Source organism: Alteromonas sp. CI.11.F.A3 (assembly GCF_032925565.1).
Classification (GTDB): Bacteria; Pseudomonadota; Gammaproteobacteria; order Enterobacterales; family Alteromonadaceae; genus Alteromonas.
The window spans coordinates 223,643-248,482 of the sequence record NZ_CP136708.1 but is presented as its reverse complement, the minus strand read 5'-3'; the positions used below and the strand labels follow the sequence as shown (position 1 = coordinate 248,482).

Below are 24,840 nucleotides of genomic sequence, written 5' to 3'. Positions count from 1 at the left end.
TAACTAGCTGTGAAAACGAGCAATATTTTTTCCTCGCGCCTATGTTTTGGCTAGCGAGAAACTAGGGCGTATCCACTAACGTTCGCTACACATTACCTAAACGCGGCCTAAAAGCATCGGGTCACGATGCTTTTTGTTGGTACACGCTTGATGCAAAACTAAACAAAATATCGGCGCTTTGCTGAGGGTGAGAAATAAAAGGTGCATGCGCTGCATGGGGCAATACCACGGTATCGGCTTGAGGGTGCAATTCGCAGATACGATCTATACCACTGGTAGGCACTAGGCTATCTAAACGACCGTAAAGTCGTAGGGTTGGCACCGTTATGCGGCCAATGTCTTGGCGTAAATCTTCTGTGGAAAGAATTCTTAAACCTTGTTTCAGCGCGTGCTGGTCAGGTTCAGGGTATTCACTGATATGCCCACGAATGGCTTTGATATCTTGGCGGGCCGTATCACTTCCCATTGCTTGAATGGCTAAAAAGCGTTCTAGCGTTCTATTGTAGTTACTCTCTAACTGACTTTCGAACATGGCCAGTAAATCACCTGCAATGCCAGGCCAGCAGGGGCCAGCGATGAATCGCGGTGTAGAGGCTATTGTCACTAAACCTTTAAGAGCTAACCCTTTACTGCCACCAAGTAAGGCTAGTCGTTGCGCCACCAAACCGCCTAAAGACCACCCTACGACAATACTTTTTGGTGGAATGTAAGGCGCTATCATTTGTGCTAAAGACTCAGCGCTATAAGGAGAAGGCACATGCTGAGCGTTTTCGCCGAAACCGGGGAGATCAATAGTGGTAACTCGAAAGCTATTGGTTAAATAGGGAATAAACGAGGTAAATGCGCCGCTATTCATACCCCAACCGTGAAGGAAAACCAGATCGTTTCCTGTACCTTGAGTTCGGGTGACAAGTGGTGTGTTTGTATGCAAATCTTTCACTGTATACATCCTTTGGCTGTTGCATGAAGAAGCAAACCTAATAGGCTGCCATGTATGCATGATTACCCATTATCTCAAAAAATGCTTAAAGACACGTTATCGTACTGTAGCTACATGCGAGAAAAAGCTACTTAACATAAGAATTCAAAAATTCACGTACTATGAATCTTTCATGCTTACTATGTTATCAGGCAAGTCCTACGCCAGTATGTCATTGGTGTGAACGTGATATGTTTTTTTTCTCAGCCAAAGAACACGGTTATAATTTACTGTCCTTTGGGCCAGTGGGTCGGCACGTTAAGCATAGTAGCTATAACGGGCTATCTGTACTGGCTTTACATACTTATCCAATAACCACCTTAATTCATGGCTTTAAGTTTCAACACTCACTGACTTCAGGGAAGGTATTAGCCACGTGGTTTGTCGGTAAACAGCAACACTTAGCTCAGCATACACCGCATGTATCTCACACCACTGCGCAACTTCTCTTACCAGTGCCATTAAGCCCTTGGCGACTGGCAACGCGGCATTATAATCAGGCTGCGGTGCTCGCTAAATCCATTGGCAGTGCACTGAATATTCCCATTTGCACCAATTGGGCGATTCGACAAGGTATATCTGCCCAGCATCATTTAGGAAAAGCACAGAGGCTACAACATGCTAAGCAGGTGTTTTCATTAACGCCACAATGTATTGATAAACTAGTCGCTTCTAACCCTGATCTTAAGCGCATCGCTATCGTGGATGATGTCATCACTACCGGTGTTACGGTAAACGCCCTAGCAAGCTTATTGAGAGCTCGCTATCCACAACTTAGTATCTTAGTGTGGGCAATGACCTTTACACCGCCCCCCAAAAGCTCACTGCTGGCTGCAAAGTAATCGAAACCGCTACCGCTACGATTCTTGCTACCTATAAACTAGCGACTTACTTAAGAAAAGCTGACTGATAGATAGCATTACTTAGCATTTTGTTCGTGCCATACCAATAGCCTCGGAATTGCGTATTGTCGGTAAACCCAATCACTACACCTTTGCCTTGCTTTGTGGTAATCACAGCAGGCGTTTCGGCAATAAGTTTTACCAGCTTTTCATCACTGAATCCTGCCAGCAATGGCGCTGAGGTATAACGCGCTGGCGTGGTGAATGGCGTGTAGTAATTGTTCACCACCATATTGCTGGTTTTAAACATAGGCAGTGTGGCGTCGGTATAACCGTAAAATAGAGGATGGGTGATATCTATTTCAGCTTCATAAACAGCGCCCGCCACCAACTTTCTTGCATATAACGCCGATTTATCGCCGAAGGTCAGTTTATCTTCATCAAACTTACTGTCTATTTCTTCTCTGTCTACTATATCGACGTTTAACCATTCATTGGCTGCAAAATAACGAAGGGCAGATTTTTGTCCAATCAACACACCGCCATTTTTAACCCAAGTAGATAGTGCGTCTATCGTATCATTCGTTAGCGAATAGCGACCACTGGCAAACACAATATGGGTATAGCCTGACTGTAGCGCATTACCTAGCTTTTGTTGCTCTACAATACTAACCGGCAGCCCCACTCGAGTATCAAAATAGTGCCACATTTCACCTACTTCATATTCACTTACGCCCTCGCCTCCCACTAACAGCACTTTAGGCGCTGAAATAGGCTGTATTGAGCGGCTTCCAATGTCACTGCCTGTTGGCGTTAACCCACTGGCTAGTGCGTAAACCGGAATATTTAATACACTAGCGTGTTCCGTCAACAGGCTAAGTAAATTATCAGGCTGTGCTAATCCTGTAGGAATAACGATGCTTCCTGAGGTAAATGTATGACGCTGATTATTAACAAGCTTAGCTTCAAACGCATTTTCGCTACTTCTTACACTTACCCCTGCTTCCAATAACGATTGAAGCAACGCAGGCGCGTAGTAATCGTTCCATGAAAAGGCGTATGCATAGGCATTAGCAGGTAACGAATCGCTAAGTTCTGGCATTACCAATTTTGCATTGGCAGCCGTTTTTACGCTTCGCGCATCACGCTTTTCAACCGCTTCAAACGGCAAATTAAATGCCATCGCCATGTTCCACGATGACACATCGTAGAAGGTGTTATTTTCGAACGAGGTTTGGGTTGAGAATATAGATGTAATAAGTCGATACTGCGCTTGAGCAACAGGAATGTAGATAGCACGATTGGCACTAAAAGTTTGCTTGCCTATTTCGGAATCTTTGCTGACAACGTCGAACTTAATATTGTGCTGTTTAAGCAGCGACAACATAGCGTTAAACCTACCGCTATCATTCGATTCACCCACAATGTAACCGCTTATATCGCCGTCTTTTGCTAGTGTTTGCGTGTCTTTAACAAAAGCAGACTGATAATCTAAAATAGCTGGTTTATTGGCAAGGGCACCTTCAAAGGTACTCAACGACGTTGTAATTTGATTCGATATGGTAGTAGAAAATGCCAATGGGCCATTGATAGATTCTTGCAAATGTCCGCGAGAGCTCGCTTGTTCGAATAAAATACCTATGCTGCCATGTAAATCAGGGTAGGTACTGCCCTTACCGGCATAAAAGTCGTCGAATGCCTCTTCCGAGAAATACAGCTTCCCTTGTTTATCAAAAGCTTTGGCATGATAAGCCGCTAACGCTTCCGTTAAGGTTACGTTTTCATCTGGCGTGATCGGGTTTTTGCGCGAACGGACACCTGGCTGAAAAAAGTAGGTGCTATCGGTGCCCATTTCATGAAAGTCGGTAAGAATATGCGGGCGCCAGCGGTGAAATTGCTTAATACGTGCTTGAGACTCAGGGTGAGCCAACAACAACCAGTCACGATTTAAGTCAAACCAATAGTGGTTCGTGCGCCCTGATGGCCAGCCTTCATCATGCTCACGGGTATTACTATCCGCAACAAGTTGCTTTCCTTTGTGCATATTGGCCCATTGCGCGAAACGAGATAACCCATCGGGGTTGAAAGATGGGTCTAACAGCACAATATTGTTGTTCAGTAGTGCATCGATGGGCGCGCCTTGCCCAGCAGCGAGGTAATACGCTAGGGCTAATGCAGCATTAGAGCCTGAAGGTTCATTACCGTGAATGCTGTAGCCCATATAAAAAATGAGTGGCGCACCCGCTTTGACTTTATTGCCAGAATTCATGGCATCGATATGCGCGGTACGCATGCTTTCTATGTTAGGGCGATTCGATGGCGCAGTAATGGTAAGTAGCAACAACTCACGATTCTCATGGGTTCTGCCGGTGACTTCTAATGAAATACGGTCGGAATGGTCAGCCAGTACACGCATGTAGTGTGTAAGTTGATCGTGACGTACGTGCCATTGACCAATGTTCGCACCCAGTACTGATTCTGGCGTAGGAATATCTGGGTTATAGGTCACATCGGTTGGTAAATAGGCCTGAACCGGTTTTCCGCCCTTATCGAGGGTGACCTTATTGGCATTTACCGGAGCAGATACGCACAAGGCGGTTAACACTACAAATGGCGCAAGCCATTTTGGGAAATTCGAGATTGTGGCGGTGCGAACCAAAGTTGCGAGCATAGTGATTTCCGTCTTGTCGTTATGCGGTTACATCGAAACTAGTCAATACTTGACTGTTTTAGTCAGGTAAATTTGTTATCATAAACCAAATTTTTAATTAATAGGACTTACTGATGATTACTATATCAGAAGAAGCCCAGGCTCACTTCGTAAAACTGTTGGATAAACAAGAGACTGGCACAAATATTCGTGTATTCGTCGTAAATCCGGGCACATCGAGCGCCGAGTGTGGCGTGTCCTATTGTCCGCCAGATGCTGTTGAAGAAACGGATACTCGCTTAGAGTTCAATGGCTTCAATGCAGTGGTAGATGAAGAAAGTGTTCCATTTTTACATGAAGCAGAAATTGATTATGTTACTGATCAAATGGGCTCACAGCTTACGCTTAAAGCGCCAAATGCTAAAGCACGTAAAGTCGCTGATGACGCGCCATTGGTTGAACGCATAAAATACATGATTGAAGCTGAAATCAACCCTCAACTTGCTAGCCATGGCGGCCAGGTAATGTTGGCTGAACTTACCGAAGATGGCTTTGCTATTCTTCAGTTTGGCGGCGGCTGTAACGGTTGCTCAATGGTTGATGTTACTCTGAAAGACGGCATTGAAAAGCAAATGCTTGAGCAATTTGCTGGGGAATTAAACGGTGTTCGTGATGCCACTGAACATGAAGCCGGTGAGCATTCTTACTACTAAGATGTTGTATCCCACTTATGTTTAATGTGCACAAAAGCTGGCGACGATTTAAATTAGGCCTTGCCTTGTTCGTTGCTGGCGTTGTGCAGCTTTTCGCCATAAGCCATTTTAGCACCTTCCTTTACTATTATTCTCTAACCACTTTGCTTGTAGGCTTTGTTATCGCCATGTCTGGTTATGTAGGCATCTTCATGCAGCGTTTCGCCTTTCTAAAAGACAAGAAAATCCCCCCTAGCTTTAAAGACGATTAGTCGTTTACCTCTCGCTTTTTGCACGCATTTGTTAACACTCTCGTTCAATGACCTTGTACTAGGCTACTAATTACACGTAATCTAGTATTTATAATCTGACATTTGTTGGATGTAACCTAACGTTCATACCCGTTTTTCAAAGGTGATTTGAGCGTGCTGAGTAGAAGGAATTTGGGATGAAAACCATTGGGCTAATTGGTGGTATGAGTTGGGAGTCGACAGTGAGCTATTATCAAGCGATTAACCGGCTAGTGAATAGCCAACTCGGTGGGCTACACAGTGCAAAAATATGTCTGTACTCGGTTGATTTTGCCGAAATAGAAGTATTTCAGCGCACCGGCGAGTGGGATAAAGCCGCCGATGCGTTAAAGCGCGCCGCACAGTCATTAGAAGATGCTGGGGCCGACTTTCTACTCATATGTACTAACACCATGCATAAGGTTGCTGCGCAGGTAGCAAGCGCAGTAGCCATTCCTTTACTGCATATTGCCGATGCCACCGGCGTGGCTCTGTGTGAAAACAAGGTCAAAAAAGTGGGCTTGTTAGGTACTCAATTCACCATGGAACAGGCTTTTTATAGCGAACGATTAGCGCAACAGTTTGATTTAGATGTAGTCGTACCAAGCAGTGAAGATAGATTAGTCGTGCATAAGATTATTTATGAGGAATTATGCAAAGGGGTTATTTGTGAAAAATCCCGTGACGCGTATATTGATATTATCAACAAATTAAAAGCACAAGGTTCACAAGCCGTTATTTTAGGCTGTACCGAAATTGCCTTGTTGGTGAAGCAGTCAGACACTGATATGCCTCTTTACGATACAACAGCGCTTCATGCCGCTGAGGCTGTAAAAATGGCGCTAGAATAATCAGATAACAATATTTTGCCTATGAAAAAGGAAATGCTATGTTTAGTCATATAATGATTGGCGCGAACGACATTGAAGCGTCGAAGAAATTTTACGATGCTTCTCTCGCGGTATTTGGATACGATGAAGGCGTTTACGATGAACACGGTCGTGTTTTCTACTTCACCCCGAAAGGTGTATTAGCCCTTACTAAACCAATTAATGGCGAAGCCGCTACCCACGGTAACGGTACTACGATTGGTCTTGCTGCCGCAAACCCTGGGCTTGTTGATGAATGGCATAAAGTGGGCGCAGCCAATGGCGGCGTTCCGGTTGAAGATCCTCCCGGCATTCGCGGTACTGAAGAGCGACAGTTGTACCTAGCGTATTTACGTGACCCTTCCGGCAACAAACTATGTGCCACGCACTTCGTTAAGAAATAACCGAGAGTTTATCAGCCTTGAGCTGTTATAAACATCTACGATAAGCTCGTCAGTACCCCACTGGCGGGCGACTACTCAAAATAGGTAAGCAACCATGACACCTACAGAAACAGGCCTTGCTTACGATCAAATTACCCAGCGCTGGACTCGCCCAGAGTTCAATCGTAACAATGGCATTGCTCAGCATAAAACTGCCTTATCATTTCTAGACGTTTTTACATCAACAACTGATGCGCCCCCAGCAACGTCGAGCCTCTCGCCCCTAGCCCTTGATGTGGGGTGTGGATGCACAGGTAGATTTATTGATTTACTGCATGACAATAAGTTTGTTGTAGAGGGCATTGATATATCTAAGAAAATGCTGGCGTTAGCCAGAGAAAGGTACCCTAACAACACGTTTTATTTTGATGACATTTGTACCTTCGATTTGCCCCATCAGTACCGCTTCATTAGCGCATGGGACTGCCTGTGGCATGTACCACTGCAAAGCCAAGCAGATGTAATCACTAAACTGTGTAATGCGCTGCAGCCAGGTGGCGTATTTATATTTAGCTGTGGCGGTGTGGATGAACCGGGCGAACACACCAATACCACCATGGGGCCTGAGGTCTATTACGCTTCGCTCGGTATTAATGGCTATGTGCGCCATATTATAGAAGCTGATTGCTTTATTCGGCATATCGAATACGAGCAGCTACCCGAGTTTCATACCTATTTTGTAGTGCAAAAAACAATACCGCAAAAATAGTCGGGTATTTTTTGATTCAACTTTGTATTGTTTGCTTAATCTTCATAACGCTAGTAACGAATGAACCCTTTATATCTTCGTCTTGATAAGGTTGCCGACGCCATTTTAAAAGCGCCCGAGCTTGCCAGTGATCTTCGTCGACTTGCCTCCCTTGCATGTACCTCTGAGTACCATCTTCATCGCGCATTTAACGCAAAGTTTGGTATCAACATTGGTGCCTACGCTAGGCAACTTCGACTGCACGAAAGTGCCTATAAATTAGCGTTTCGGCCTCAAAAACGCATACTGGATATTGCGATAGAAGCAGGGTTTGGGTCACATGAAAGCTATGCCAAAGCCTTTAAAAAGCATTACAACCAGTCGCCTTCAGGCTTTAGAAAGACACCCAATGTTGAAGCACTACATAAAGGTGCACAAATTAGCTCGCTAGTAATACCTAACGAAAAAGGATCTTCGGTACTTATGAACACCTCACATGACAACGCAATTAGCGCGCCTAAAAATGGTACCTCTGAAAATCATCAACTTGATGTGTCAGTTATTCAGTTTCCAGCCTTAGACATTGCGATGATGATGCACATTGGCCCGCCTAGCCACATTATGAGCACGGTGAGTAAATTCATTACATGGAGAAGAGAAAACAAGCTACCGCCTTCTACCAGCCGCACTTTCAACTTATTGTTTGATGACCCTGGAAACACGCCACATGAATCGTACCGGTTTGGTGTGGCGTGCCAAATTCTTATGCCAAGTAGTATGCCCGTGAGAACAAGCGAAGCTATAGAAACATGCCAATCTACAGATACAGATCATCCAAGTGTTACCACCACTACCATACCGGAAGGATACTGCGCTAAAGTCCGCCATATTGGCACCGATGCAGAATTAGGCGCGGTAGTACACGCTTTATATCACCAGTGGTTACCGGATACGCAATTTGAACTCAGAGACTTTCCCGTTTTTTTAGAGCGTATTCGTTTTTTTCCCGACGTAGCTGCCCATGAAGCCATCACCGATGTATTTCTGCCTATTAAGGCTGCTAAGTAATGTAGCTACTTAGCTTAGTTGGGGGTTGCATGACTTAGGTTAAATTAGCTGTTACACAATGCATTGCGCTTACTTAGCCGTTCAAAGCTCCAGCCAAGGGTAATACCACGGGCAAGTAAGAACGCGAGCAATGCGTACCATAAGCTGACATTACCGAGGGACTGAGTCAAAAACCATACAGGGAAATATACCGCGATAGCACTAATAATCATGGTATCGCGCATAGAGGATGACTTTGTAAGGCCAACAAATACACCGTCGTACAAAAAACACCAATGTGCCAGTAGCGGCAAAATAACCATTAGTGGAAGGTAGGTTACCGCTGCATTCACAATATTTTGATGCTCAGTGAGCAGACTTATTATGCCGTGCCCGCCAAAAAAGAAGATAGCACTATAGCCTATTGCAAACAGTGATGACCAAAACAAACCTTGGTATGTTCTGCGCTTTATTTCTGCGGCGTTGTTTGCGCCTTTCGCTTCGCCCACCAGCGCTTCTACTGCATAGGCGACCCCGTCTAATCCTAGCGCTATTAATACGAAAAACTGCAGTAGAATTGCATTCACCGCCGCCGGCATTTCGCCAAACCGTACACCTTGTATCGTCAAAAACGCTAAGCAGGCTTGTAATGCTAAGTTACGCAGCAGCATGTCAGTATTGAGCTTCATTAATATTTTTCGCGCTGCTCGATTAAACCAGCTCGCTTCTGGGGAAATACCCCGCACCTGTTTTAGCGCAACATACAAAGCCATAAATGCCATGGCGTATTCAGCAATAATACTGGCTAAGGCCACCCCTGCCACCGACATCGACAGTCCAAAAACAAAGGTGATATCTAGCCCAGCATTGACGAGATTACCCACTATCTGGATGACCATCACCGTTCGCGTTTTTTGCTGGCCCACCAAATAGCCGATAAGGGCTAAGTTCAGCATAGCCGCTGGCGCGCCCCACACCCTCACCTGATAGTACTCAGTTAAATGCACCGCTACTGCATCTGATGGGCTCGCCAATGCTAGCCCAGCTGTGAGTATAGGCTCTTGTAATACAAGTAAACACAGCCCTAAAATTGAGGCGACAGCAAGGGTTTGCCAAAGCACTTTGGCAGAGGATAGTGTGGCATCTTTATGCCCTCTTGCCTGTGCGCTTAACCCCGTTGAAGACATACGTAGAAAACCACACACCCAATAAATTTGGGTAAGAATAAGCGCCCCAACTGCCGCACCAGCTAACATTGCAGGCGCAGACATATGCCCCAAAACAGCCGTATCCACCAACCCTAACAAAGGGGTGGTAATATTGGCCAAAATCATGGGCAGCGCTAATGTGAGTAAGCGTGTATGATCGTGCCAGAACGACTCAGGTTGGCGTAGAGATTGCTTATCTTCTTGCACTCGCTTTTGCATTAATTATAGTCTCTGCGTTAGTAGGACGCCGTGCTGACACGCAGTAAAAATCACTGCTATTACATCAACTTCAACTCGGAGAAAACATGAAGTTTATCATGCCTTTCAATATCATTTCGTGGATTAAATGTGACGCTGCTTTGGCGCAAATGAAAGGCAACCGACAACGCTGGTTAGCACTCTTCTCTCTTATTTGTTTTTCTGGCTACAGTCTGGCTGCTACTGATAACACTACGCAGCCTACCCGTGAAATTCTTACTCAAAACGGTGTTATTTTGCTTTACCATCATGTGTCTGAAAACACGCCGAAAAGCACCAGTATATCGCCTGATATGTTCAAGCAACACATGGCGTATTTAAAACAACACCACACTGTTTTACCTTTAGCAAAAGTGGTTAACGCTATTTTAGATAACACACCACTGCCTTCCAATACCGTGGTCGTTACTTTCGACGATGGCTATGAAAACATCCTCAAAAATGCCCACCCCATCATGGTTGATATGGGGTTCCCTTACACTATATTTATTAATCCAGGGGAAATTGGCAGCAATAGAAGCCAGCTTACTTGGGAACAAGTTAAGGCGATGCATAACGATGGTGTCACCTTCGCTAACCATACACTTGATCACTTGCATATGCTTGATGGCAGAACGTCTAACAATGGTGCTGATAGCGAAACTAGCGATGAAGCTTGGCTTGAAAGGGTATGGCAGAATGTTGCAGACGCCGAAGCCATTATTGATAGCAAAATTGGGGAGTCACTTAAATATTTGGCCTATCCTTTTGGTGAGTTCAACCAAAAGCTAGCAGATAAGATTGCCCAAGAAGGCTACATTGCCTTCGGACAACACTCAGGCGCTATAGGCCCTCACAGTAACTTTCAAGCTTTACCTCGCTTTCCCGCAGCAGGCCCTTATGCCAACTTAAAAACACTAAAAACCAAACTAAACAGTATCGCTATGCCGCTATTATCGACCAGCTTCGAAGGTGAGCATATCCCTGAGGTAAATCGAGATAGGGTACAAGGTTCTAGTGAAGACTCGATACTCCCCCCTATAACGCTAACTATTAAGGGCGATGATGTCCGCTTAAGCCAAGTAAATTGCTTCTTTTCAGGCTCTCCGGTTGAAACAAATGTTGAAGGCAATGCTGTTACCTTCAGTATTACTCAAGCACTTCCTGTTGGACGTTCGAGAGTAAATTGTACCGCGCCCTCAAATTCTCAATCAGGAAGGTATTATTGGTATTCTCAGCCATTTTTTGTTGCAGATAAGAACGGGAATTACCCAGATTAGTTAAGCTGAAAGTGCATGAACAAAACGCACGAAGGTGCCGTTCACTGATTGCTCTTTAAAATTGACATTTTGATAAAACCGAATGGCAGCAATATTACTAATTTGCACGTCTAGCACCAATGCCCGCTTTTTAAGTTCTATGGCGTAATCACGCATGTGGGCAATCATAGCCCTGCCGATTCCGCCGCGCCGAGCAATGCTATCTACCGCTACGTGACCTAACATAAGCTCTGTCGCACTTGGAGGGGTTAAGCCTACAGCAACCGCTTGATTGCGCATTAGTACTGCCATCGCATCATCGAGATTGTAGAAGGTGGTAATGCTGTCTAACGAAGCACGGTCAAATACTGGCCCCAACTTGGTATGCCACGCCGTAATGACACCTACAACAGCATCATCGACTACCGCTACCCAGTGATTATTACAGCCATATTGCCCATACTTACCTTTCCATGCATGGGTTAAAAAATCGAGAGTATGTCTTGTATCGCCATTACCAAAAACGGAAACCAATAGATCTTCAGCGGCACTCAATAATAAGGGCACCGCTTGGCCAGCATCAGACACAAGACCTTGTCGGATTTTTATATCCATGCCTCCCATGCCCACCTATAGTGCCGAGTTTGAATTAAATGATGTTGTAATCGCTGGCATATCATTGAGAATTTGCTGTGCGTCACTAATCGACAATTCGCCAGGTTCACGTTTTGGCTTAAAACGTCCTATCACCTGTGCTTTAGGATTAATGAGCACTACAGATGCACTATGATCGACAAGATAATTAGGGTTGTCTGTACTTTCAGCAATTGCGTACATCATGCCTAAGTTTCGAGCGAAGGGAAACAAAGCTTTATGCTCACCGGTCGCGGCAATAAAGTTGGGGTTAAAGTAGCCGATGTATTCGTTTAACCTTTTAATCGAATCACGATTTGGATCGATAGAAATAAACACTACTTTAATAGGAAATTCAGACTCAATCGCCTGCATTTGTGGGTAAATGCTGTTCAGTTCAGCCATCGTAGTCGGGCAAATATCGGGGCAAAACGTATAACCAAGAAACAACAAGCTCCACTGATTTTCTAGCGAAGCTAGATTAAATTCATTTCCTTTATTGTCAGTCAGCGAAAAAGGCGCAATGGCGCGAGGCTCAGGGTAAGCCTGAAAATATTCGGGAGAACTGCCATTAGACTGCCCCGTTGGCGACAAGTAAATTGCCCCAAACACCCCAGTCAATAATGCTAATAACGCAACAACGCCTACAAAAATCCGTCGGTTCATAAACTCAGTGGTACGTAATGATCGAATAACAATACTACAAACAATACCATGAGATGAACAATTGAGAACTTAAAAGTTTTCATCGCCGTTTGACTTGTGGCGGCAAATTTCAATTTTACTGCGTAATACATAAAGCCAATATTTAAAAGCGAAGAGCCAATAAGGTAAATTAAATCGCTCATGCCCACCAAGTAAGGCAATAGACACACCAAGCTAAGCAACACAGTATAAAGTAGCACCGAGGTTTTAGTAAATTCTACCCCATGGGTAACCGGTAGCATGGGCACTTTCGCTTTTGCGTAATCCTTTTCACGATGAATAGCCAATGCCCAAAAATGTGGGGGGGTCCACGTGAACACAATGAGTACTAACAACAACGCATGGGCATGAATTTCACCGGTGACAGCGGTCCAGCCGAGAAGCGGCGGCGCGGCACCTGCAATACCACCAATCACAATGTTTTGCGGCGTGGCTCGTTTTAGAAACATGGTATACACCACGGCATAGCCCACTAAGCTAGCAAGGGTAAGCCAAGCGGTAAGCATGTTCACCCATAAACTCAATACAACAAAGCCCATTACGCCAAGGCCCGCAGCAAACCATGATGCTTTAGCGATACTCACTTTCCCTTTCGCCACAGGCCGATTAAAGGTACGGGCCATTTGGCTATCGATTTTATGGTCGACCACATGATTAATCACTGCGGCCGATGCCGACAACATACCAATACCAAGTAATCCACACACCAACGCGGTGGCATCTACCCAGCCCGGCGAGGCTAAGCACATCCCCACTAACGCCGTGAGTAAAAGTAGCATCACCACATTAGGCTTTGTCATTTCGTAATAGTCGCGCCAGCTGATTTTTGCATGCGAGTTGCTCTTTATTTGAGAGTTGCTCTTTGTTTGCGAGATTGGCGAGTGCTTACCTGCAACAGCGTTATTTAAAGGGATAGATTTAGCCATGATGACCTCCAGTAGAGTAGGAGAAAGAAGAGGTTGAAGGAGCAACTGACCATGTCAGCCATATCAATGTAAGTAATAGCATGGCGGCAACTGCATTGTGCGATACCGCGATAAACAAAGGTAAACTAAACAAAACGTTACTTAGACCAAGCGCGACCTGCACACATAGCACTCCTAGCATGAGTACACACCCTTTTTTCACCGCCGGCGATAACTTACTGCTTCGTAGCCACATGAAAGCCAATACCGTAAGATAAACAAAGGTAATGACAGCGCCGAACCGATGCACGATATGCATGGTGGCTCGCTCACCATAATTGTGTGCGCCAAACTCATAGTTTTGTGCTTCGGGCACACTGTATGCACCTTGAAAATTTAACCGCTGCTGCCAGCCAGGCTCACAAATTGGCATATCGGTACAGGCGAGGGCTGCGTAGTTAGCTGATGTCCAGCCGCCTAAGGCGATTTGCCCTACTAAGATAGCCATACCTAAAAATGCCATTGCAGTCAGCTTGTTGTTTTTACCCGGGTAATAGGCACCCTCGTTTAATGGTAGCGCCGTAGTGCTTTTGGGTTGTTGCACGCTAACTGAGCTGTGCTTTCTAAGGCGTAAATAAAGTAAAAATAAACAACTTAATACGCTAAAGCCTCCTAACAAATGCCCCATAACCACCACAGGCAATAAATTAAGGGTGACTGTCCACATGCCAAGCGCCGCCTGAAAAGTCACAAGACCGAGCAGCAATAAAGGCAGCTTAACGGGTGTACCCTTATGACGCTGCTTTACTGCAATAACAGCAATGGCCAAAATACATAGCCCTAATGCCCCTGCAAAATAGCGGTGAATCATTTCGTTCCATGCTTTGTGCGCTTCCACAGGGCGCTCTGGAAACGCCGTATTGGCTGCGGCAACTTTCGCATCGCTTAACGGCACGGTAAGGTTACCGTAGCATCCCGGCCAATCAGGGCAGCCTAAGCCAGCATCAGTAAGGCGAGTATAGGCCCCTAAAATGATGACTATTGCAGCAAGAAAAAGGCTAAACAGCACCAGTTTTTTCATAGCATCTCCTACCCAATCCGAGACAGTTTCAGAAGCTTTTTAATGTCGGCCAGCATACTTCGACTTTCCATTACAGCAGTGCTTCTGTCACTGTCTATTTGGTAATACAACATGGCATTATTTAAGGTATCGACGATATACACACTTTGCTGTTTAAGGTTGGTGATAGGGGCATCGCTGAGGCTCAAGGTATGCACGTTGGCGTACTCAGAAAGTTGCTCTAGTGCTGTTACATCACTTTTTCCAGTGAACAAAACTAAAGCTTCTGCCCTGTCAGACTCTTTGCCTAACGCCAGCCACACTTGGTTAATGCTAAACAATGCATTTTCACAAATGGCATCACAATTTTCGGGCAAGACATACAACAAGCGCCATTTTGGCTCTGTGCCTTCTAAAAGCGATGAAACATCAATGGTAGGCTGCAGCAACGCACCTTTATTTGTAGCACCTTGGTTGAACCAGTCATTCTCTAACGCAAGCTTAGCTAAAATTACTGGTAGCACGAACACGGCGACCATGATAATTAAGGTTTTCTTCGAGGCCGGATTACTCATATTGACGTCCTTTTTTCATAATTGCGAAACCGCCAATCAAGGCGGCTGCGATAGCAAGACCAAACCATTGAATGGCATAACCCAAATGCTTTTCAGGCGGCATGACAACACTGTTATAACGCCTAACAAAAAGGTCATTCTTTGCGGTAAGTACTACTACATAAGGTAATAAGTTAAGTGATAGCAATTCACTGGCGGTACTAATTGAAATTTGCTGAATACGTGCTGGAAAGCGTGATGCTGATGTAAGCGTTTCTTTTACTAACGGGTTATGACTGGGCAGACTCACCACTCCTTCAAATTGTTGTGAGTGGTGACTAATTTTCACAGCCGGTAGCGAGCGTGATAAATCTGGTGCAGGCAACCAACCATAGTTAACCAAAACCCACCCTGCGTTGGTTTGCACTGGCGCCAGCACGTCGTAACCTACCCGTTGTTCATGTATTTGGTTATCGAGCAATAACACCTTGTCACCGTTTGGCGTACCTTCAAAAGAAACGGTTCGATCTTCGGGCTCTTTCATAGAAAGGGCATCGATGAGCGACAAGCTTTCTTTCCCCTGTTTTTCGGTTATGCTAGCTATGCGTTGTTGCTTTTGTGCCATTCGATCTAGTTGCCAGAACCCCAAGCTACACATCGCCATTACACATAAACTGGTAATGACGATAGCGATTAATTTGGATGCTCTCACCTGATTCATTTGGCCAACCTGCACACTACTATTGAGGTTTATATGTTGATAAAAATAATCTTGGTTGCGTTGGTACTTTTCATGATCGTTAACCTTTTTATGGCCATGCGAGTCATGATGAAAAACGATCCCAAAGACGGTCCAATGAGTAAATACATCGGTCGCAGGGTGCTCACTTCTGCCATTATTGTGATTTTAATTTTAGTGGCAATTGGCACCGGTTTAATTACGCCAAACCCTCGACCGTACTAGGGTTTGGCTGCGTTTTTTTATCGGCGTTTATAAAACGTAAACAAAGATATAAAGCATCACCCACACCACATCAACAAAGTGCCAATACCAACTTCCGGCTTGAAAGGCAAAGTGGTTATGCGGCGTAAAATGCCCTTTTAGCACTCTAAAAAACATAACAATCAGAATGATGGTGCCAAGCGTCACGTGCATACCGTGAAAGCCCGTCAGCATGAAAAAGGTATTACCGTAAATGCCTGACTGTAGCGTTAGCCCTAGGTCGCGGTAGGCGTGAACATACTCTTCAACTTGTAAGAATAAAAAACCAATTCCCAACAAGATAGTAACGCCTAACATGACGGTGAGTTGCTTGCGTTTGTTCTGCTCTAAACCAACATGAGCAAAGTGCAATGTGACCGATGATATAAGCAAAATAACGGTATTGATGGTGGGTAGGCCAACCGCACTCATTTCCTGAGTAGTAATGCCCCCGGGGGTTGATACAAGCGGCCACATTGCTTCAAAGGTGGGCCATAACACTTCGTTAGTCATCGCGTTATTTGATGCACCGCCCAACCAAGGCACTGAAATGAATCGGGCGTAATAGAGCGCGCCAAAGAAAGCGGCAAAGAACATAACTTCAGAGAAGATAAACCAACTCATACCCTGCCGATAAGAACGACCTAATTGGTCGCTATAAAGCCCAGACATAGACTCATCAATTTGGTTTTTAAACCAGCCAACCAACATCACCATCAATACGACAAACCCAGCGAGAAGTGTATAACCTCCATAGCCTGATTCACCTTTAGTGGCTTCAATGACAAAGTTGCCCGCGCCAACGGCAATTAAAAATAGCGCCACCGCACCGACAATCGGCCATGGGCTTTGTGCTGGTACATAGTATTTCTGATAATCTGGGTATTTCTGATATTCTTGCTGCATTACTCTCTCCTTATCCCAATACCTGTTATTTACCACTTTCAGGTTGAGGGACCATGTAGGGATTCGGTTTTGTTTTCATGTCACTTGCTCGCGCGGTCACATCAAACAGGGTGTATTGCACAGTAAAATAACTAATATCTTCAGGAAGCTGTGGATCGACATAAAACTGCATGGGCATGTACGCCTCAGCCCCGGCACTTAAAGGCTGTTGATTAAAACAAAAGCATTCCGTTTTATTTAAATACAGCGCCGCCATACCTGGTGAAACCGACGGAATAGCTTGCGCCATCATATTGTTAGATGCCGGGTTTCTGACGTAAAACGACACCGTATTAAGTTCCCCTGGATGTACTTTCATACGGCTAGTTTGCGCTCGAAATTCCCACGGCATACCGGTATTGGTGCGGGTTATAAATTCCACCGTTACCTCACGACTTTCATCTATTTCGATAGACTCATATACCGCTGCGGTATTTTCGGTTTTGCCATTAATACCGGTAACATCGCAAAATACGTCGTAAAGTGGCACTAAGGCGAACCCAAAACCAAACATACCAAACACAATAACGACGAGTTTTATCACCATTTTGTTGTTTGCATTGGTTTGTGTCATGGTTACCTCCCGTGCCTACTTTTTGTGCTGATACATGATCACAATTTAGCGACTATTTTGCCTGCTTTGCTTTCATTACCTGTACTGCTTGTTCTACTTACCTTACTGGCATTACTTCTTATTCTTATTTAACAACCGGCGGCGTTTCAAAGGTGTGATAGGGTGCTGGAGAAGGTATTTCCCACTCTAGTCCCTCAGCACCTTCCCACACTTGAGCAGATACTGGCTCACCTTGCTTCTTACAGGCCTTAATTAACAATGCTAAGAAGATGAGCTGCGACAACCCAAAGGCAAAGCCGCCAAGGCTTATCCATTTGTTAAAGTCAGCAAATTGTAAGGCGTAGTCAGGAATACGACGTGGCATACCAGCTAGCCCCACAAAGTGCATAGGGAAGAACAACACATTTACCGACACAAGTGAGCACCAGAAATGCCATTTTGCGAGCCCCGTGTGGTACATTTTTCCTGTCCACTTGGGTAACCAATAGTACACCGCAGCCATAATCGAGAAGATGGCACCGGTGACCAGAACGTAATGGAAGTGTGCGACCACGAAATAGGTATCGTGGTATTGGAAATCGACGGGCACGATGGCCAGCATTAATCCTGACAGGCCCCCAATGGTAAACAATACGATAAACGCAATGGCAAACATCATGGGCATTTCAAAGGTAAGAGAGCCGCGCCACATGGTCGCCACCCAGTTGAACACTTTCACGCCTGTTGGCACCGAAATAAGCATGGTGGCAAACATGAAGAACATTTCCATATACACCGGCATACCGGTGGTAAACATATGGTGAGCCCACACCACAAAAGACAGCAGCGCAATAGAGCCTGTGGCGTACACCATTGAGGCATAGCCGAACAGCTTCTTCCTAGAAAATGTAGGGACAATTTGAGAGATAATACCAAAGGCTGGCAATATCATTATGTACACCTCGGGATGCCCAAAGAACCAGAAGATATGCTGGAACATAACGGGGTCACCACCACCTGCCGCATCAAAGAAGCTGGTGCCGAAGAACTTATCTGTCAGCACCATGGTGACAGCCCCCGCCAAGACCGGCATTACTGCAATAAGTAAGAAAGCAGTGATGAGCCAAGTCCATACGAATAAAGGCATTTTCATCCACGTCATGCCAGGGGCACGCATATTGAAAATGGTCACAATGACGTTAATCGCCCCCATAATGGATGAGATACCCATAATATGTACCGAGAACACAAACAACGCCGTCGAGTCGCCGCTGTAGGTGGTAGAAAGCGGTGCATAGAAGGTCCACCCAAATGCTGGGCCGCCCCCCTCTAAAAAGAGCGAGCTAAGTAATATCAGAAAGGCACCGGGTAATATCCAGAAACTCCAGTTATTCATTCGCGGCAGAGCCATATCTGGTGCACCTATCATCATAGGAATTAGCCAGTTTGCGAGCCCCGTAAAGGCTGGCATTACCGCACCAAATACCATGATAAGGCCGTGCACCGTGGTCATTTGGTTAAAGAAGTTTGGCTCAACAATTTGTAATCCAGGCTGAAATAGCTCAGCGCGGATCACCATTGCCATGGCGCCACCAATTAAAAACATGATAAAGGCGAACCATAAATACAAGGTGCCTATATCTTTGTGGTTAGTGGTAAACAACCATCGGGTTATTCCTTTTGGAATATGACTATGATGGTCATGATCTTCGTGATGCGCCGAGGTATCCGGCGCAATGACATCAGTTGCTTTACTCATTACGCACTCCTAGTTCCCATTAACGACGGCATTAACATCTTTGGCCTGCACCATATCGCCCGTGTTATTACCCCACGCATTTCGCTCGTAGGTCACCACAGCCGCAATGTCTTTCAGGCTTAACATTTTTCCGAACGCCTGCATGGCCGTTCCGGTTTTACCGTTTAACACAATATCGATATGGGCAGTTTGGTCTTCAAGAACCATCTCACTGCCTTTAAGCGCAGGAAAAACGCCAGGTAACCCTTCGCCGTTAGGCATATGGCAAGCTGCACAGGTGGCGTTATAAACCCGCTTGCCTTCATCCATAAGTTCATCCATCGACATATTCATTGACAGTAAACGTTGCTCTTCTTCTTTCGCTTGGCGAGCGGCTTCTTCTTGTTCATCCATCCACGCATCAAATTCGGCAGGCTCTTTAGCGATGACCACAACTGGCATGAAGCCATGATCTTTTCCGCAAAGCTCGGCGCACTGCCCACGATAAATACCAGGCTCGTTTACCTTTGCCCAAGACTCATTGATAAATCCGGGGTTAGCATCTTTTTTCACCGCAAAATCTGGTACCCACCACGAGTGAATAACGTCATCTGAGGTAATAAGAAAGCGCACTTTTTGCCCTGTGGGGATCACCAGTGGACGGTCGACCTCAAGCAAATAATTCGCGCCTTTCTCGAATTTGTTTTCAATTTGTTCTCGCTGAGTTGCCATTAACGAATAGAACTCAACGTCTCTGTCCATATATCGGTAATGCCACTTCCACTGAGATCCAGTTACGACAACAGTAAGATCGGGCTCACTGGTATCTTCCATCGCAATAAGGGTTTTGGCCGCAGGAATAGCCATTAGAATAAGAATAATGAAAGGGACTACGGTCCATGCAATTTCCACTTTTACATTTTCGTGGAAGTGAGCGGGTTTCGCCCCTCTGGATTTACGGTGTAAGTACATTGAGGCAAACATAACCCCAAAAACCGCAACGGCAATTGCGATACAAATAAAGAACATCAACATATGGAGGTCGTATACTTGACCACTTATGTCGGTTGCGCCTCGGCGCAAATTTATGGAAGAGCCTTCGCCCGTTGCTACATCAGCAAACAGTAGTGGCGAGGTAAGCAAAAGTGGAAGCCCGCAGAGCCACTTTGCCGCTTGTGTCGTTACTCGTTTCACTCAACACCTCCGTTATAACAGAAGCATTACGCACTGGTTGCGCTGCGCTTCTGGCAACTGATACCCGAAATCCAACTTTTAACTGAAAGACCTAGCCTTAGTTGTAAAGCAAAGTTACAGCTATTGTTATTATTTTGTTAAATACAGTATAAGAATTGCTCAATAAAACGCACAAGTCTAGTCTTTTCTAAGAAAAAACAATTACAGCGTTCAATTTTTAACCAAAAGTTGTATGTAAGAGAAATGACTCACGTCACAGCGTATGGACGCTATACGGGTAATTAGTGTGCCCGTTTGAAACGCTCATTTTGAACGAGATAGGCAAATAGAAGATGGCTATAAGTTTCTTATAATCAAAAGGTAGTCACTTAATAGTGAATGTTTTTCAAACAGAATAGATGACTGAAATAGTATTCGCTAGTACCAAAAAGGGTGACATAAATAGAAGATAAAATGTGGGAGCCAGATCTGCTGGCTTTTAAGGTATTTCTTAGGCTTAAACAAGATTATTGTACAAGCAAGGTATATTAAACATACAAAAAAGCGGCCTATAAGCCGCTTTCTTTATTAAATAGCTAAAAGGTTACATCCAGTCAGCATTTCGAATAACACCAACGGCAATCCCTTCAATGGAAAAAGGCTCTGAAGCTAAGTCGACCTTAATAGGAGAGAATTCATCATTTTCAGCATGAAGTAATACTTCGCGACCACGCTTTTCAAGGCGTTTAACGGTAACGTCTTCATCAACACGTGCTACTACCACTTGCCCATTATGGACATCCGTAGTGCGGTGCACGGCTAACAAGTCACCATCAAGTATACCTATGTCTTTCATACTCATACCGCTTACACGAAGTAAGAAGTCAGCGTGAGGCTGAAACAGAGCAGGGTCGACCTTATAGTGAGATTCAATATGCTCTTGCGCTAAAATAGGCTCGCCCGCAGCTACTCGGCCAATAAGAGGTAGCCCTTCTTCTTCAGGAGCTTCATCTTCAAGGGGGATATTTAATTTAATACCACGGGAAGTACCTGGAAGAATTTCAATGACCCCTTTTCGGGCCAATGCTTTTAAATGTTCTTCAGCGGCATTCGCAGAGCGAAAACCTAAATGACGGGCAATTTCTGCACGGGTAGGCGGCATGCCAGTTTCGAGCATGGTTGTTTTTATAAGCTCGAGAACTTCTGTTTGTCTTGCTGTGAGTGGGCGCATAAAAGACCTGTCTGTCTATACAGTTCCTGTAAGTATATACACCTAAAAGGAAATGACAAGCACAAAGCTTGACTAAGCATGATTTTTAATTAGCGCTAGCCTTAACGAAAAAAGCGGCCATGAAGGCCGCTTTGTATATCACTACTATTTGTAGTAGTTAGAACTTATATTGCAAGCTTACACGGGCATTAAGCGGCTCGCCGGTAGCAATATTATTGTCATTATGCGCTGACGGGAAATAATCTTCGTCGAATAAATTTTCCACGTTAAGCTGAATTTTAACATCTTCGCTGTAATCGTAATAAAGTGCAGCGTCTACACGAACGAAATCAGGTAATTCAACGGTGTTATTTAATGACGCGTATTGCTCTGATTGATAAATCACGCCTAATGCAACACGCCACTTGTCGTTTACTTCGTACTGGTTCCATAACGTCAGCATATGCTCTGGAAGCTGTGCTAAATCACGGTTCGCCAATGTGCCATCTACAATTCGGCCCATTTCTTCACCATCGAGGTTGCTATAACCAGCATTGATTGCCCAACGCTCTGAAAGTTTGCCCACCACCTGCACTTCAAAACCTTTGGTTTCGGTACCGGTTAAAATAGACGCTTCTGGATTGTTAGGATCTTGCGCTGTACCGTTTTCACGTTCAACTTCAAATGCCGCTGCTGTCACGCTTAGCGAGTCAGTGAGATTCCATTTAACACCAATTTCCTTATTTTCAAACTCTTCTGCTTCCAGCGCTTGGCTTGAAAGCGAGAGCGAAAGGAATTGATCACCAGAACGAGGCAAGAACGATTTACTGTAACTGGCGTAAATCGATACTGATTCCGCTGGCTTGTAAATTACACCAGCGCGAGGCGACACTTGTGAATCAGAGCTTGATAGAAAACCATCGTTACCGTCGTCAGCACCGTTTGCTACTTCAATGCTATCTACCACATCGATATCAAAATTGTCGTAGCGAAGACCGGCCACCACAATCCAATTATCGTTAAGCTTAATTTCATCTTGTACGAAAGCTGAAGTAAAGGTGACTTCTGATGCACGATCTCTTACCGGGTCTGTTAGCGTCATTGAAGGAATAACGAGTGGATCGCTAAACACGAAGGATACTTGGTCGTCTTGGCTATCGGCAAAAAACGCATCACGGCGCGCGTTTTCTGTATCTTGACTGCCGTACTCCATTCCCGTCAGTAAGGTATGGTTAATATCACCCGTGGCAAACTGCCCAATAAGGTTTAATTGAACCAACGCATTCTCACGAGTAGTGGTATCACGATACCCGTCTAAGGTAACCGTACCTGCATCAGCATCAAAATTAACGGGGTACAAGTTTTGATAAGCTTTATCATAGTCAGCAAACTGAACGGTACCGTTTAAGTTCCAATGTTGCGATAGTGCGTGATCAACACGCACACGGGCAATATGCGCTTCAAGCGTGGTATTGTTGAAGTCGGGATCACCAAAGTAGGTATCGTCATAGCCTTCTAGCGGCGCACCATCTAATGAAGGGATACCTCTATCTACTAACCGGTCATCGTTTACGTATTCGTAAGATGCTACAACCGTGGTGTCGTCGGAAGCCATCCATGTGTAGGTAGGGTTAATGGCGTAACGTTCACCATCTTTAAAATCACGATGATTATCAATACTGTCAAACACACCATTAAAACGAAAAGCATTGTTCGCATCTATGGCTTTATTGGTATCTACACTAATAGAGCCAGCGCCAAAGGTATCTATACCTGCTGACAGTGTGGTGAAGTCTTCTGCGCTACTGGCCACTTTAGTCACACGGTTAACGACACCACCGCCGCCGCCACGACCAAATAAAAGCGCGTTGGCACCACGCAATATTTCAACGCGTTCTAAATTATATAGGGGGCGGAAGTATTGAACGTCATCGCGAAGCCCATCAACAAAGAAATCGGCAGTAGTGTTCTGACCACGAATAGTCACCTGATCGCGATGGTCTTCACCCAGCCCAATGCTCACACCTGGCGTGTATTGCATAACATCGGCAATACTAAACAGTGCTTGTTCTGAAATTTGCTGTGCACTTACTACCGATACTGACTGTGGCACGTTAACTAATAATGTAGGGGTTTTAACCGCTGTGGCGACTTGTTGGCCGAAGAATGCGCCGCGTACGGTAATACGCTCAACGCTTTCATCTGACTCAGACATAGTGTCTTGTGCAAAAACAGGTGTGCCATAAAGCGCCAATAAAACAGCAGTAGAAATAGTTGCTTTACCAAGTTTCAAGCAAGTCTCCTCAAGTGATAATTCAAACAGTATTGAAAATGATAGATATTCTTATTTATAGCGGATTCTAGTCAGATTTATTTATAATTAAAAGGTGTATTAATAAAAATTAAACTTTTGTTATAAATGAAAGCGTCAGCTTAACTAGACAGTCTGTTTAGATAGCAATAATGAATAAGAGCAGCACCTTTAATTAGGTTTGCGCCGAGGTGACAAGTTTGGCATTAAGGCATAAAGTAACCTTTCTTCTATTTATCTTTAATCAGAGTATTTAATTCCTCATGTTGCATTTCCTCGACTATACCCCCGAGCTAGCCCCTCATTTTGACCGCATAAATAGAGAGTGGATCACCAAGATGTTTCGTTTAGAGAGCGTTGATGAGGCCGTTATTGGCAATCCTCAGTGTAATATTATCGACAAGGGTGGATACATTTGGTTTGCTGAACATCCCGATTTTGGCATTGTAGGTACATGCGCATTAATGAAAAAAGGGGATGGGGTATTCGAACTTACTAAGATGGGTGTGGTCAGTGAAGCAAGAGGATTAAAAGTAGGCGAAGGCTTGTTGCAATATGTATTGAATAACGCCCCTGCTATTGCTTTTAATACGTTATTTCTTTTAACGAATAAGAAGTGTGAGGCCGCCATTCATCTTTATGAGAAAAATGGCTTTGTTCATTGTGAAGAAATCATGCAAAAATTTGGTTGTGCTTATGAACGCTGCGATGTGGCTATGCATTACAAAGGTACTGCCACCAAGTGATATGTGAGTAAAAACACGCTCAATCAATATGCTATGGCGACAATTTATACTAATGACTCTTCCAAACAGCCCCACGGCCTCTGCATGACATTGCACGAGATGTGGTACACTTCTCCCGTTT

At 44.8% G+C, this 24,840-nt stretch carries 25 protein-coding genes; 10 read left to right on the top strand and 15 right to left on the bottom strand.

The features are described from left to right. Positions 1 to 121: 121 nt before the first annotated feature. Entirely contained in the window at positions 122 to 940 is an 819-nt protein-coding gene (gene bioH, locus R1T43_RS01085; protein WP_211070265.1) for a pimeloyl-ACP methyl ester esterase BioH, read from the bottom strand. 230 nt (positions 941 to 1,170) lie between these two features. Here bioH and R1T43_RS01080 point away from each other — a divergent pair, with 230 nt between their 5' ends. Beyond that, complete coding sequence (locus R1T43_RS01080; RefSeq protein ID WP_317351925.1) at positions 1,171 to 1,821, top strand: ComF family protein; 651 nt, start codon at positions 1,171 to 1,173, stop codon at positions 1,819 to 1,821. 46 nt (positions 1,822 to 1,867) lie between these two features. On the opposite strand, the gene R1T43_RS01075 is transcribed toward R1T43_RS01080, so the two are convergent. Further along, a complete protein-coding gene (locus R1T43_RS01075) occupies positions 1,868 to 4,492 on the bottom strand; it encodes a M14 family metallopeptidase (protein ID WP_317351923.1) in 2,625 nt (874 codons plus the stop codon). Positions 4,493 to 4,605: 113 nt separating this feature from the next. Here R1T43_RS01075 and nfuA point away from each other — a divergent pair, with 113 nt between their 5' ends. The 6 genes from nfuA (at position 4,606) to R1T43_RS01045 (ending at position 8,521) form a co-directional block, all read left to right on the top strand. After that, a complete protein-coding gene (gene nfuA / locus R1T43_RS01070) occupies positions 4,606 to 5,184 on the top strand; it encodes a Fe-S biogenesis protein NfuA (RefSeq protein ID WP_057795196.1) in 579 nt (192 codons plus the stop codon). Between the two features lie 17 nt (positions 5,185 to 5,201). Further along, positions 5,202 to 5,435 carry a hypothetical protein gene (locus R1T43_RS01065; protein WP_317351920.1) on the top strand — a complete coding sequence of 78 codons (234 nt, stop codon included), beginning with the start codon at positions 5,202 to 5,204 and terminating at the stop codon, positions 5,433 to 5,435. Positions 5,436 to 5,611: 176 nt separating this feature from the next. Next, on the top strand, positions 5,612 to 6,304 hold the full coding sequence (locus R1T43_RS01060) for an aspartate/glutamate racemase family protein (RefSeq protein ID WP_317351918.1): 693 nt from the start codon (positions 5,612 to 5,614) through the stop codon (positions 6,302 to 6,304). A 38-nt stretch (positions 6,305 to 6,342) separates the two neighbouring features. Then, positions 6,343 to 6,726 (top strand): VOC family protein, encoded by a 384-nt coding sequence (locus tag R1T43_RS01055; RefSeq protein WP_317351914.1) that lies wholly within the window; start codon positions 6,343 to 6,345, stop codon positions 6,724 to 6,726. Positions 6,727 to 6,820: 94 nt separating this feature from the next. Further along, complete coding sequence (locus R1T43_RS01050; RefSeq protein WP_317351911.1) at positions 6,821 to 7,474, top strand: class I SAM-dependent methyltransferase; 654 nt, start codon at positions 6,821 to 6,823, stop codon at positions 7,472 to 7,474. Positions 7,475 to 7,534: 60 nt separating this feature from the next. Beyond that, on the top strand, positions 7,535 to 8,521 hold the full coding sequence (locus tag R1T43_RS01045) for a GyrI-like domain-containing protein (protein ID WP_317351908.1): 987 nt from the start codon (positions 7,535 to 7,537) through the stop codon (positions 8,519 to 8,521). Positions 8,522 to 8,565: 44 nt separating this feature from the next. On the opposite strand, the gene R1T43_RS01040 is transcribed toward R1T43_RS01045, so the two are convergent. Next, positions 8,566 to 9,927, bottom strand: coding sequence for an MATE family efflux transporter (locus R1T43_RS01040; protein ID WP_410548989.1), 1,362 nt, complete (start codon positions 9,925 to 9,927; stop codon positions 8,566 to 8,568). An 86-nt stretch (positions 9,928 to 10,013) separates the two neighbouring features. On the opposite strand from R1T43_RS01040, the gene R1T43_RS01035 reads away from it, so the two are divergent. After that, positions 10,014 to 11,225: a polysaccharide deacetylase family protein gene (locus R1T43_RS01035; RefSeq protein ID WP_211070274.1), complete on the top strand. Its 1,212-nt coding sequence runs from the start codon at positions 10,014 to 10,016 to the stop codon at positions 11,223 to 11,225. Here R1T43_RS01035 and R1T43_RS01030 read toward each other — a convergent pair whose 3' ends face one another. Genes R1T43_RS01030 through R1T43_RS01005 form a run of 6 tightly spaced genes read right to left on the bottom strand, consistent with a single transcriptional unit; the run spans position 11,226 to position 15,782 of the window. Further along, on the bottom strand, positions 11,226 to 11,819 hold the full coding sequence (locus R1T43_RS01030) for a GNAT family N-acetyltransferase (protein WP_317351904.1): 594 nt from the start codon (positions 11,817 to 11,819) through the stop codon (positions 11,226 to 11,228). It abuts the gene before it with no gap. Between the two features lie 15 nt (positions 11,820 to 11,834). Then, the gene (locus R1T43_RS01025; protein WP_317351901.1) at positions 11,835 to 12,503 is read right to left on the bottom strand and encodes an SCO family protein; all 669 of its coding nucleotides are present in this window, start codon (positions 12,501 to 12,503) and stop codon (positions 11,835 to 11,837) included. Further along, positions 12,500 to 13,468, bottom strand: coding sequence for a heme o synthase (cyoE, locus tag R1T43_RS01020; protein ID WP_317351898.1), 969 nt, complete (start codon positions 13,466 to 13,468; stop codon positions 12,500 to 12,502). Before cyoE ends, R1T43_RS01025 begins: the two co-directional genes overlap by 4 nt. Beyond that, positions 13,461 to 14,528, bottom strand: a complete 1,068-nt coding sequence (locus R1T43_RS01015; RefSeq protein ID WP_317351895.1) for a COX15/CtaA family protein — start codon at positions 14,526 to 14,528, stop codon at positions 13,461 to 13,463. Before R1T43_RS01015 ends, cyoE begins: the two co-directional genes overlap by 8 nt. An 8-nt stretch (positions 14,529 to 14,536) precedes the next feature. Beyond that, entirely contained in the window at positions 14,537 to 15,082 is a 546-nt protein-coding gene (locus R1T43_RS01010; protein WP_211070278.1) for a hypothetical protein, read from the bottom strand. Next, a complete protein-coding gene (locus tag R1T43_RS01005; protein ID WP_317351892.1) occupies positions 15,075 to 15,782 on the bottom strand; it encodes an SURF1 family protein in 708 nt (235 codons plus the stop codon). The genes R1T43_RS01010 and R1T43_RS01005 overlap by 8 nt, the downstream gene beginning before the upstream one ends. 33 nt (positions 15,783 to 15,815) lie before the next feature. Here R1T43_RS01005 and R1T43_RS01000 point away from each other — a divergent pair, with 33 nt between their 5' ends. Then, positions 15,816 to 16,025, top strand: coding sequence for a DUF2909 domain-containing protein (locus tag R1T43_RS01000; RefSeq protein WP_057795172.1), 210 nt, complete (start codon positions 15,816 to 15,818; stop codon positions 16,023 to 16,025). A gap of 27 nt (positions 16,026 to 16,052) precedes the next feature. Here R1T43_RS01000 and R1T43_RS00995 read toward each other — a convergent pair whose 3' ends face one another. The 6 genes from R1T43_RS00995 to R1T43_RS00970 form a co-directional block, all read right to left on the bottom strand. After that, entirely contained in the window at positions 16,053 to 16,949 is an 897-nt protein-coding gene (locus R1T43_RS00995) for a cytochrome c oxidase subunit 3 (protein WP_063457955.1), read from the bottom strand. A 25-nt stretch (positions 16,950 to 16,974) separates the two neighbouring features. Beyond that, positions 16,975 to 17,562 carry a cytochrome c oxidase assembly protein gene (locus tag R1T43_RS00990; protein WP_211070280.1) on the bottom strand — a complete coding sequence of 196 codons (588 nt, stop codon included), beginning with the start codon at positions 17,560 to 17,562 and terminating at the stop codon, positions 16,975 to 16,977. Positions 17,563 to 17,686: 124 nt separating this feature from the next. Then, a complete protein-coding gene (ctaD, locus tag R1T43_RS00985) occupies positions 17,687 to 19,300 on the bottom strand; it encodes a cytochrome c oxidase subunit I (RefSeq protein ID WP_211070281.1) in 1,614 nt (537 codons plus the stop codon). 9 nt (positions 19,301 to 19,309) lie between these two features. Then, a complete protein-coding gene (gene coxB / locus R1T43_RS00980; RefSeq protein WP_247670666.1) occupies positions 19,310 to 20,422 on the bottom strand; it encodes a cytochrome c oxidase subunit II in 1,113 nt (370 codons plus the stop codon). 634 nt (positions 20,423 to 21,056) lie between these two features. Further along, on the bottom strand, positions 21,057 to 21,683 hold the full coding sequence (gene lexA / locus R1T43_RS00975) for a transcriptional repressor LexA (protein ID WP_057795164.1): 627 nt from the start codon (positions 21,681 to 21,683) through the stop codon (positions 21,057 to 21,059). A gap of 157 nt (positions 21,684 to 21,840) precedes the next feature. Next, the gene (locus R1T43_RS00970) at positions 21,841 to 23,955 is read right to left on the bottom strand and encodes a TonB-dependent siderophore receptor (protein WP_317351881.1); all 2,115 of its coding nucleotides are present in this window, start codon (positions 23,953 to 23,955) and stop codon (positions 21,841 to 21,843) included. A 281-nt stretch (positions 23,956 to 24,236) separates the two neighbouring features. Here R1T43_RS00970 and R1T43_RS00965 point away from each other — a divergent pair, with 281 nt between their 5' ends. Beyond that, positions 24,237 to 24,719, top strand: coding sequence for a GNAT family N-acetyltransferase (locus tag R1T43_RS00965; RefSeq protein WP_247670645.1), 483 nt, complete (start codon positions 24,237 to 24,239; stop codon positions 24,717 to 24,719). Positions 24,720 to 24,840: the final 121 nt, after the last annotated feature.

Coding starts and splice junctions, on each gene's coding strand:
- R1T43_RS00995 (WP_063457955.1), bottom strand. CDS start 16,949: ATGCAGCAAGAATATCAGAAATACCCAGATTATCAGAAATACTATGTA.
- lexA (WP_057795164.1), bottom strand. CDS start 21,683: ATGCGCCCACTCACAGCAAGACAAACAGAAGTTCTCGAGCTTATAAAA.
- R1T43_RS01025 (WP_317351901.1), bottom strand. CDS start 12,503: ATGAACCGACGGATTTTTGTAGGCGTTGTTGCGTTATTAGCATTATTG.
- R1T43_RS01055 (WP_317351914.1), top strand. CDS start 6,343: ATGTTTAGTCATATAATGATTGGCGCGAACGACATTGAAGCGTCGAAG.
- cyoE (WP_317351898.1), bottom strand. CDS start 13,468: ATGGCTAAATCTATCCCTTTAAATAACGCTGTTGCAGGTAAGCACTCG.
- R1T43_RS01035 (WP_211070274.1), top strand. CDS start 10,014: ATGAAGTTTATCATGCCTTTCAATATCATTTCGTGGATTAAATGTGAC.
- R1T43_RS01010 (WP_211070278.1), bottom strand. CDS start 15,082: ATGAGTAATCCGGCCTCGAAGAAAACCTTAATTATCATGGTCGCCGTG.
- R1T43_RS01075 (WP_317351923.1), bottom strand. CDS start 4,492: ATGCTCGCAACTTTGGTTCGCACCGCCACAATCTCGAATTTCCCAAAA.
- R1T43_RS01050 (WP_317351911.1), top strand. CDS start 6,821: ATGACACCTACAGAAACAGGCCTTGCTTACGATCAAATTACCCAGCGC.
- R1T43_RS01005 (WP_317351892.1), bottom strand. CDS start 15,782: ATGAATCAGGTGAGAGCATCCAAATTAATCGCTATCGTCATTACCAGT.
- R1T43_RS01060 (WP_317351918.1), top strand. CDS start 5,612: ATGAAAACCATTGGGCTAATTGGTGGTATGAGTTGGGAGTCGACAGTG.
- R1T43_RS01080 (WP_317351925.1), top strand. CDS start 1,171: ATGTTTTTTTTCTCAGCCAAAGAACACGGTTATAATTTACTGTCCTTT.
- R1T43_RS01045 (WP_317351908.1), top strand. CDS start 7,535: ATGAACCCTTTATATCTTCGTCTTGATAAGGTTGCCGACGCCATTTTA.
- ctaD (WP_211070281.1), bottom strand. CDS start 19,300: ATGAGTAAAGCAACTGATGTCATTGCGCCGGATACCTCGGCGCATCAC.
- R1T43_RS00990 (WP_211070280.1), bottom strand. CDS start 17,562: ATGACACAAACCAATGCAAACAACAAAATGGTGATAAAACTCGTCGTT.
- R1T43_RS01015 (WP_317351895.1), bottom strand. CDS start 14,528: ATGAAAAAACTGGTGCTGTTTAGCCTTTTTCTTGCTGCAATAGTCATC.
- R1T43_RS01065 (WP_317351920.1), top strand. CDS start 5,202: ATGTTTAATGTGCACAAAAGCTGGCGACGATTTAAATTAGGCCTTGCC.
- nfuA (WP_057795196.1), top strand. CDS start 4,606: ATGATTACTATATCAGAAGAAGCCCAGGCTCACTTCGTAAAACTGTTG.
- R1T43_RS01030 (WP_317351904.1), bottom strand. CDS start 11,819: ATGGATATAAAAATCCGACAAGGTCTTGTGTCTGATGCTGGCCAAGCG.
- R1T43_RS00965 (WP_247670645.1), top strand. CDS start 24,237: ATGTTGCATTTCCTCGACTATACCCCCGAGCTAGCCCCTCATTTTGAC.
- R1T43_RS01040 (WP_410548989.1), bottom strand. CDS start 9,927: ATGCAAAAGCGAGTGCAAGAAGATAAGCAATCTCTACGCCAACCTGAG.
- R1T43_RS01000 (WP_057795172.1), top strand. CDS start 15,816: ATGTTGATAAAAATAATCTTGGTTGCGTTGGTACTTTTCATGATCGTT.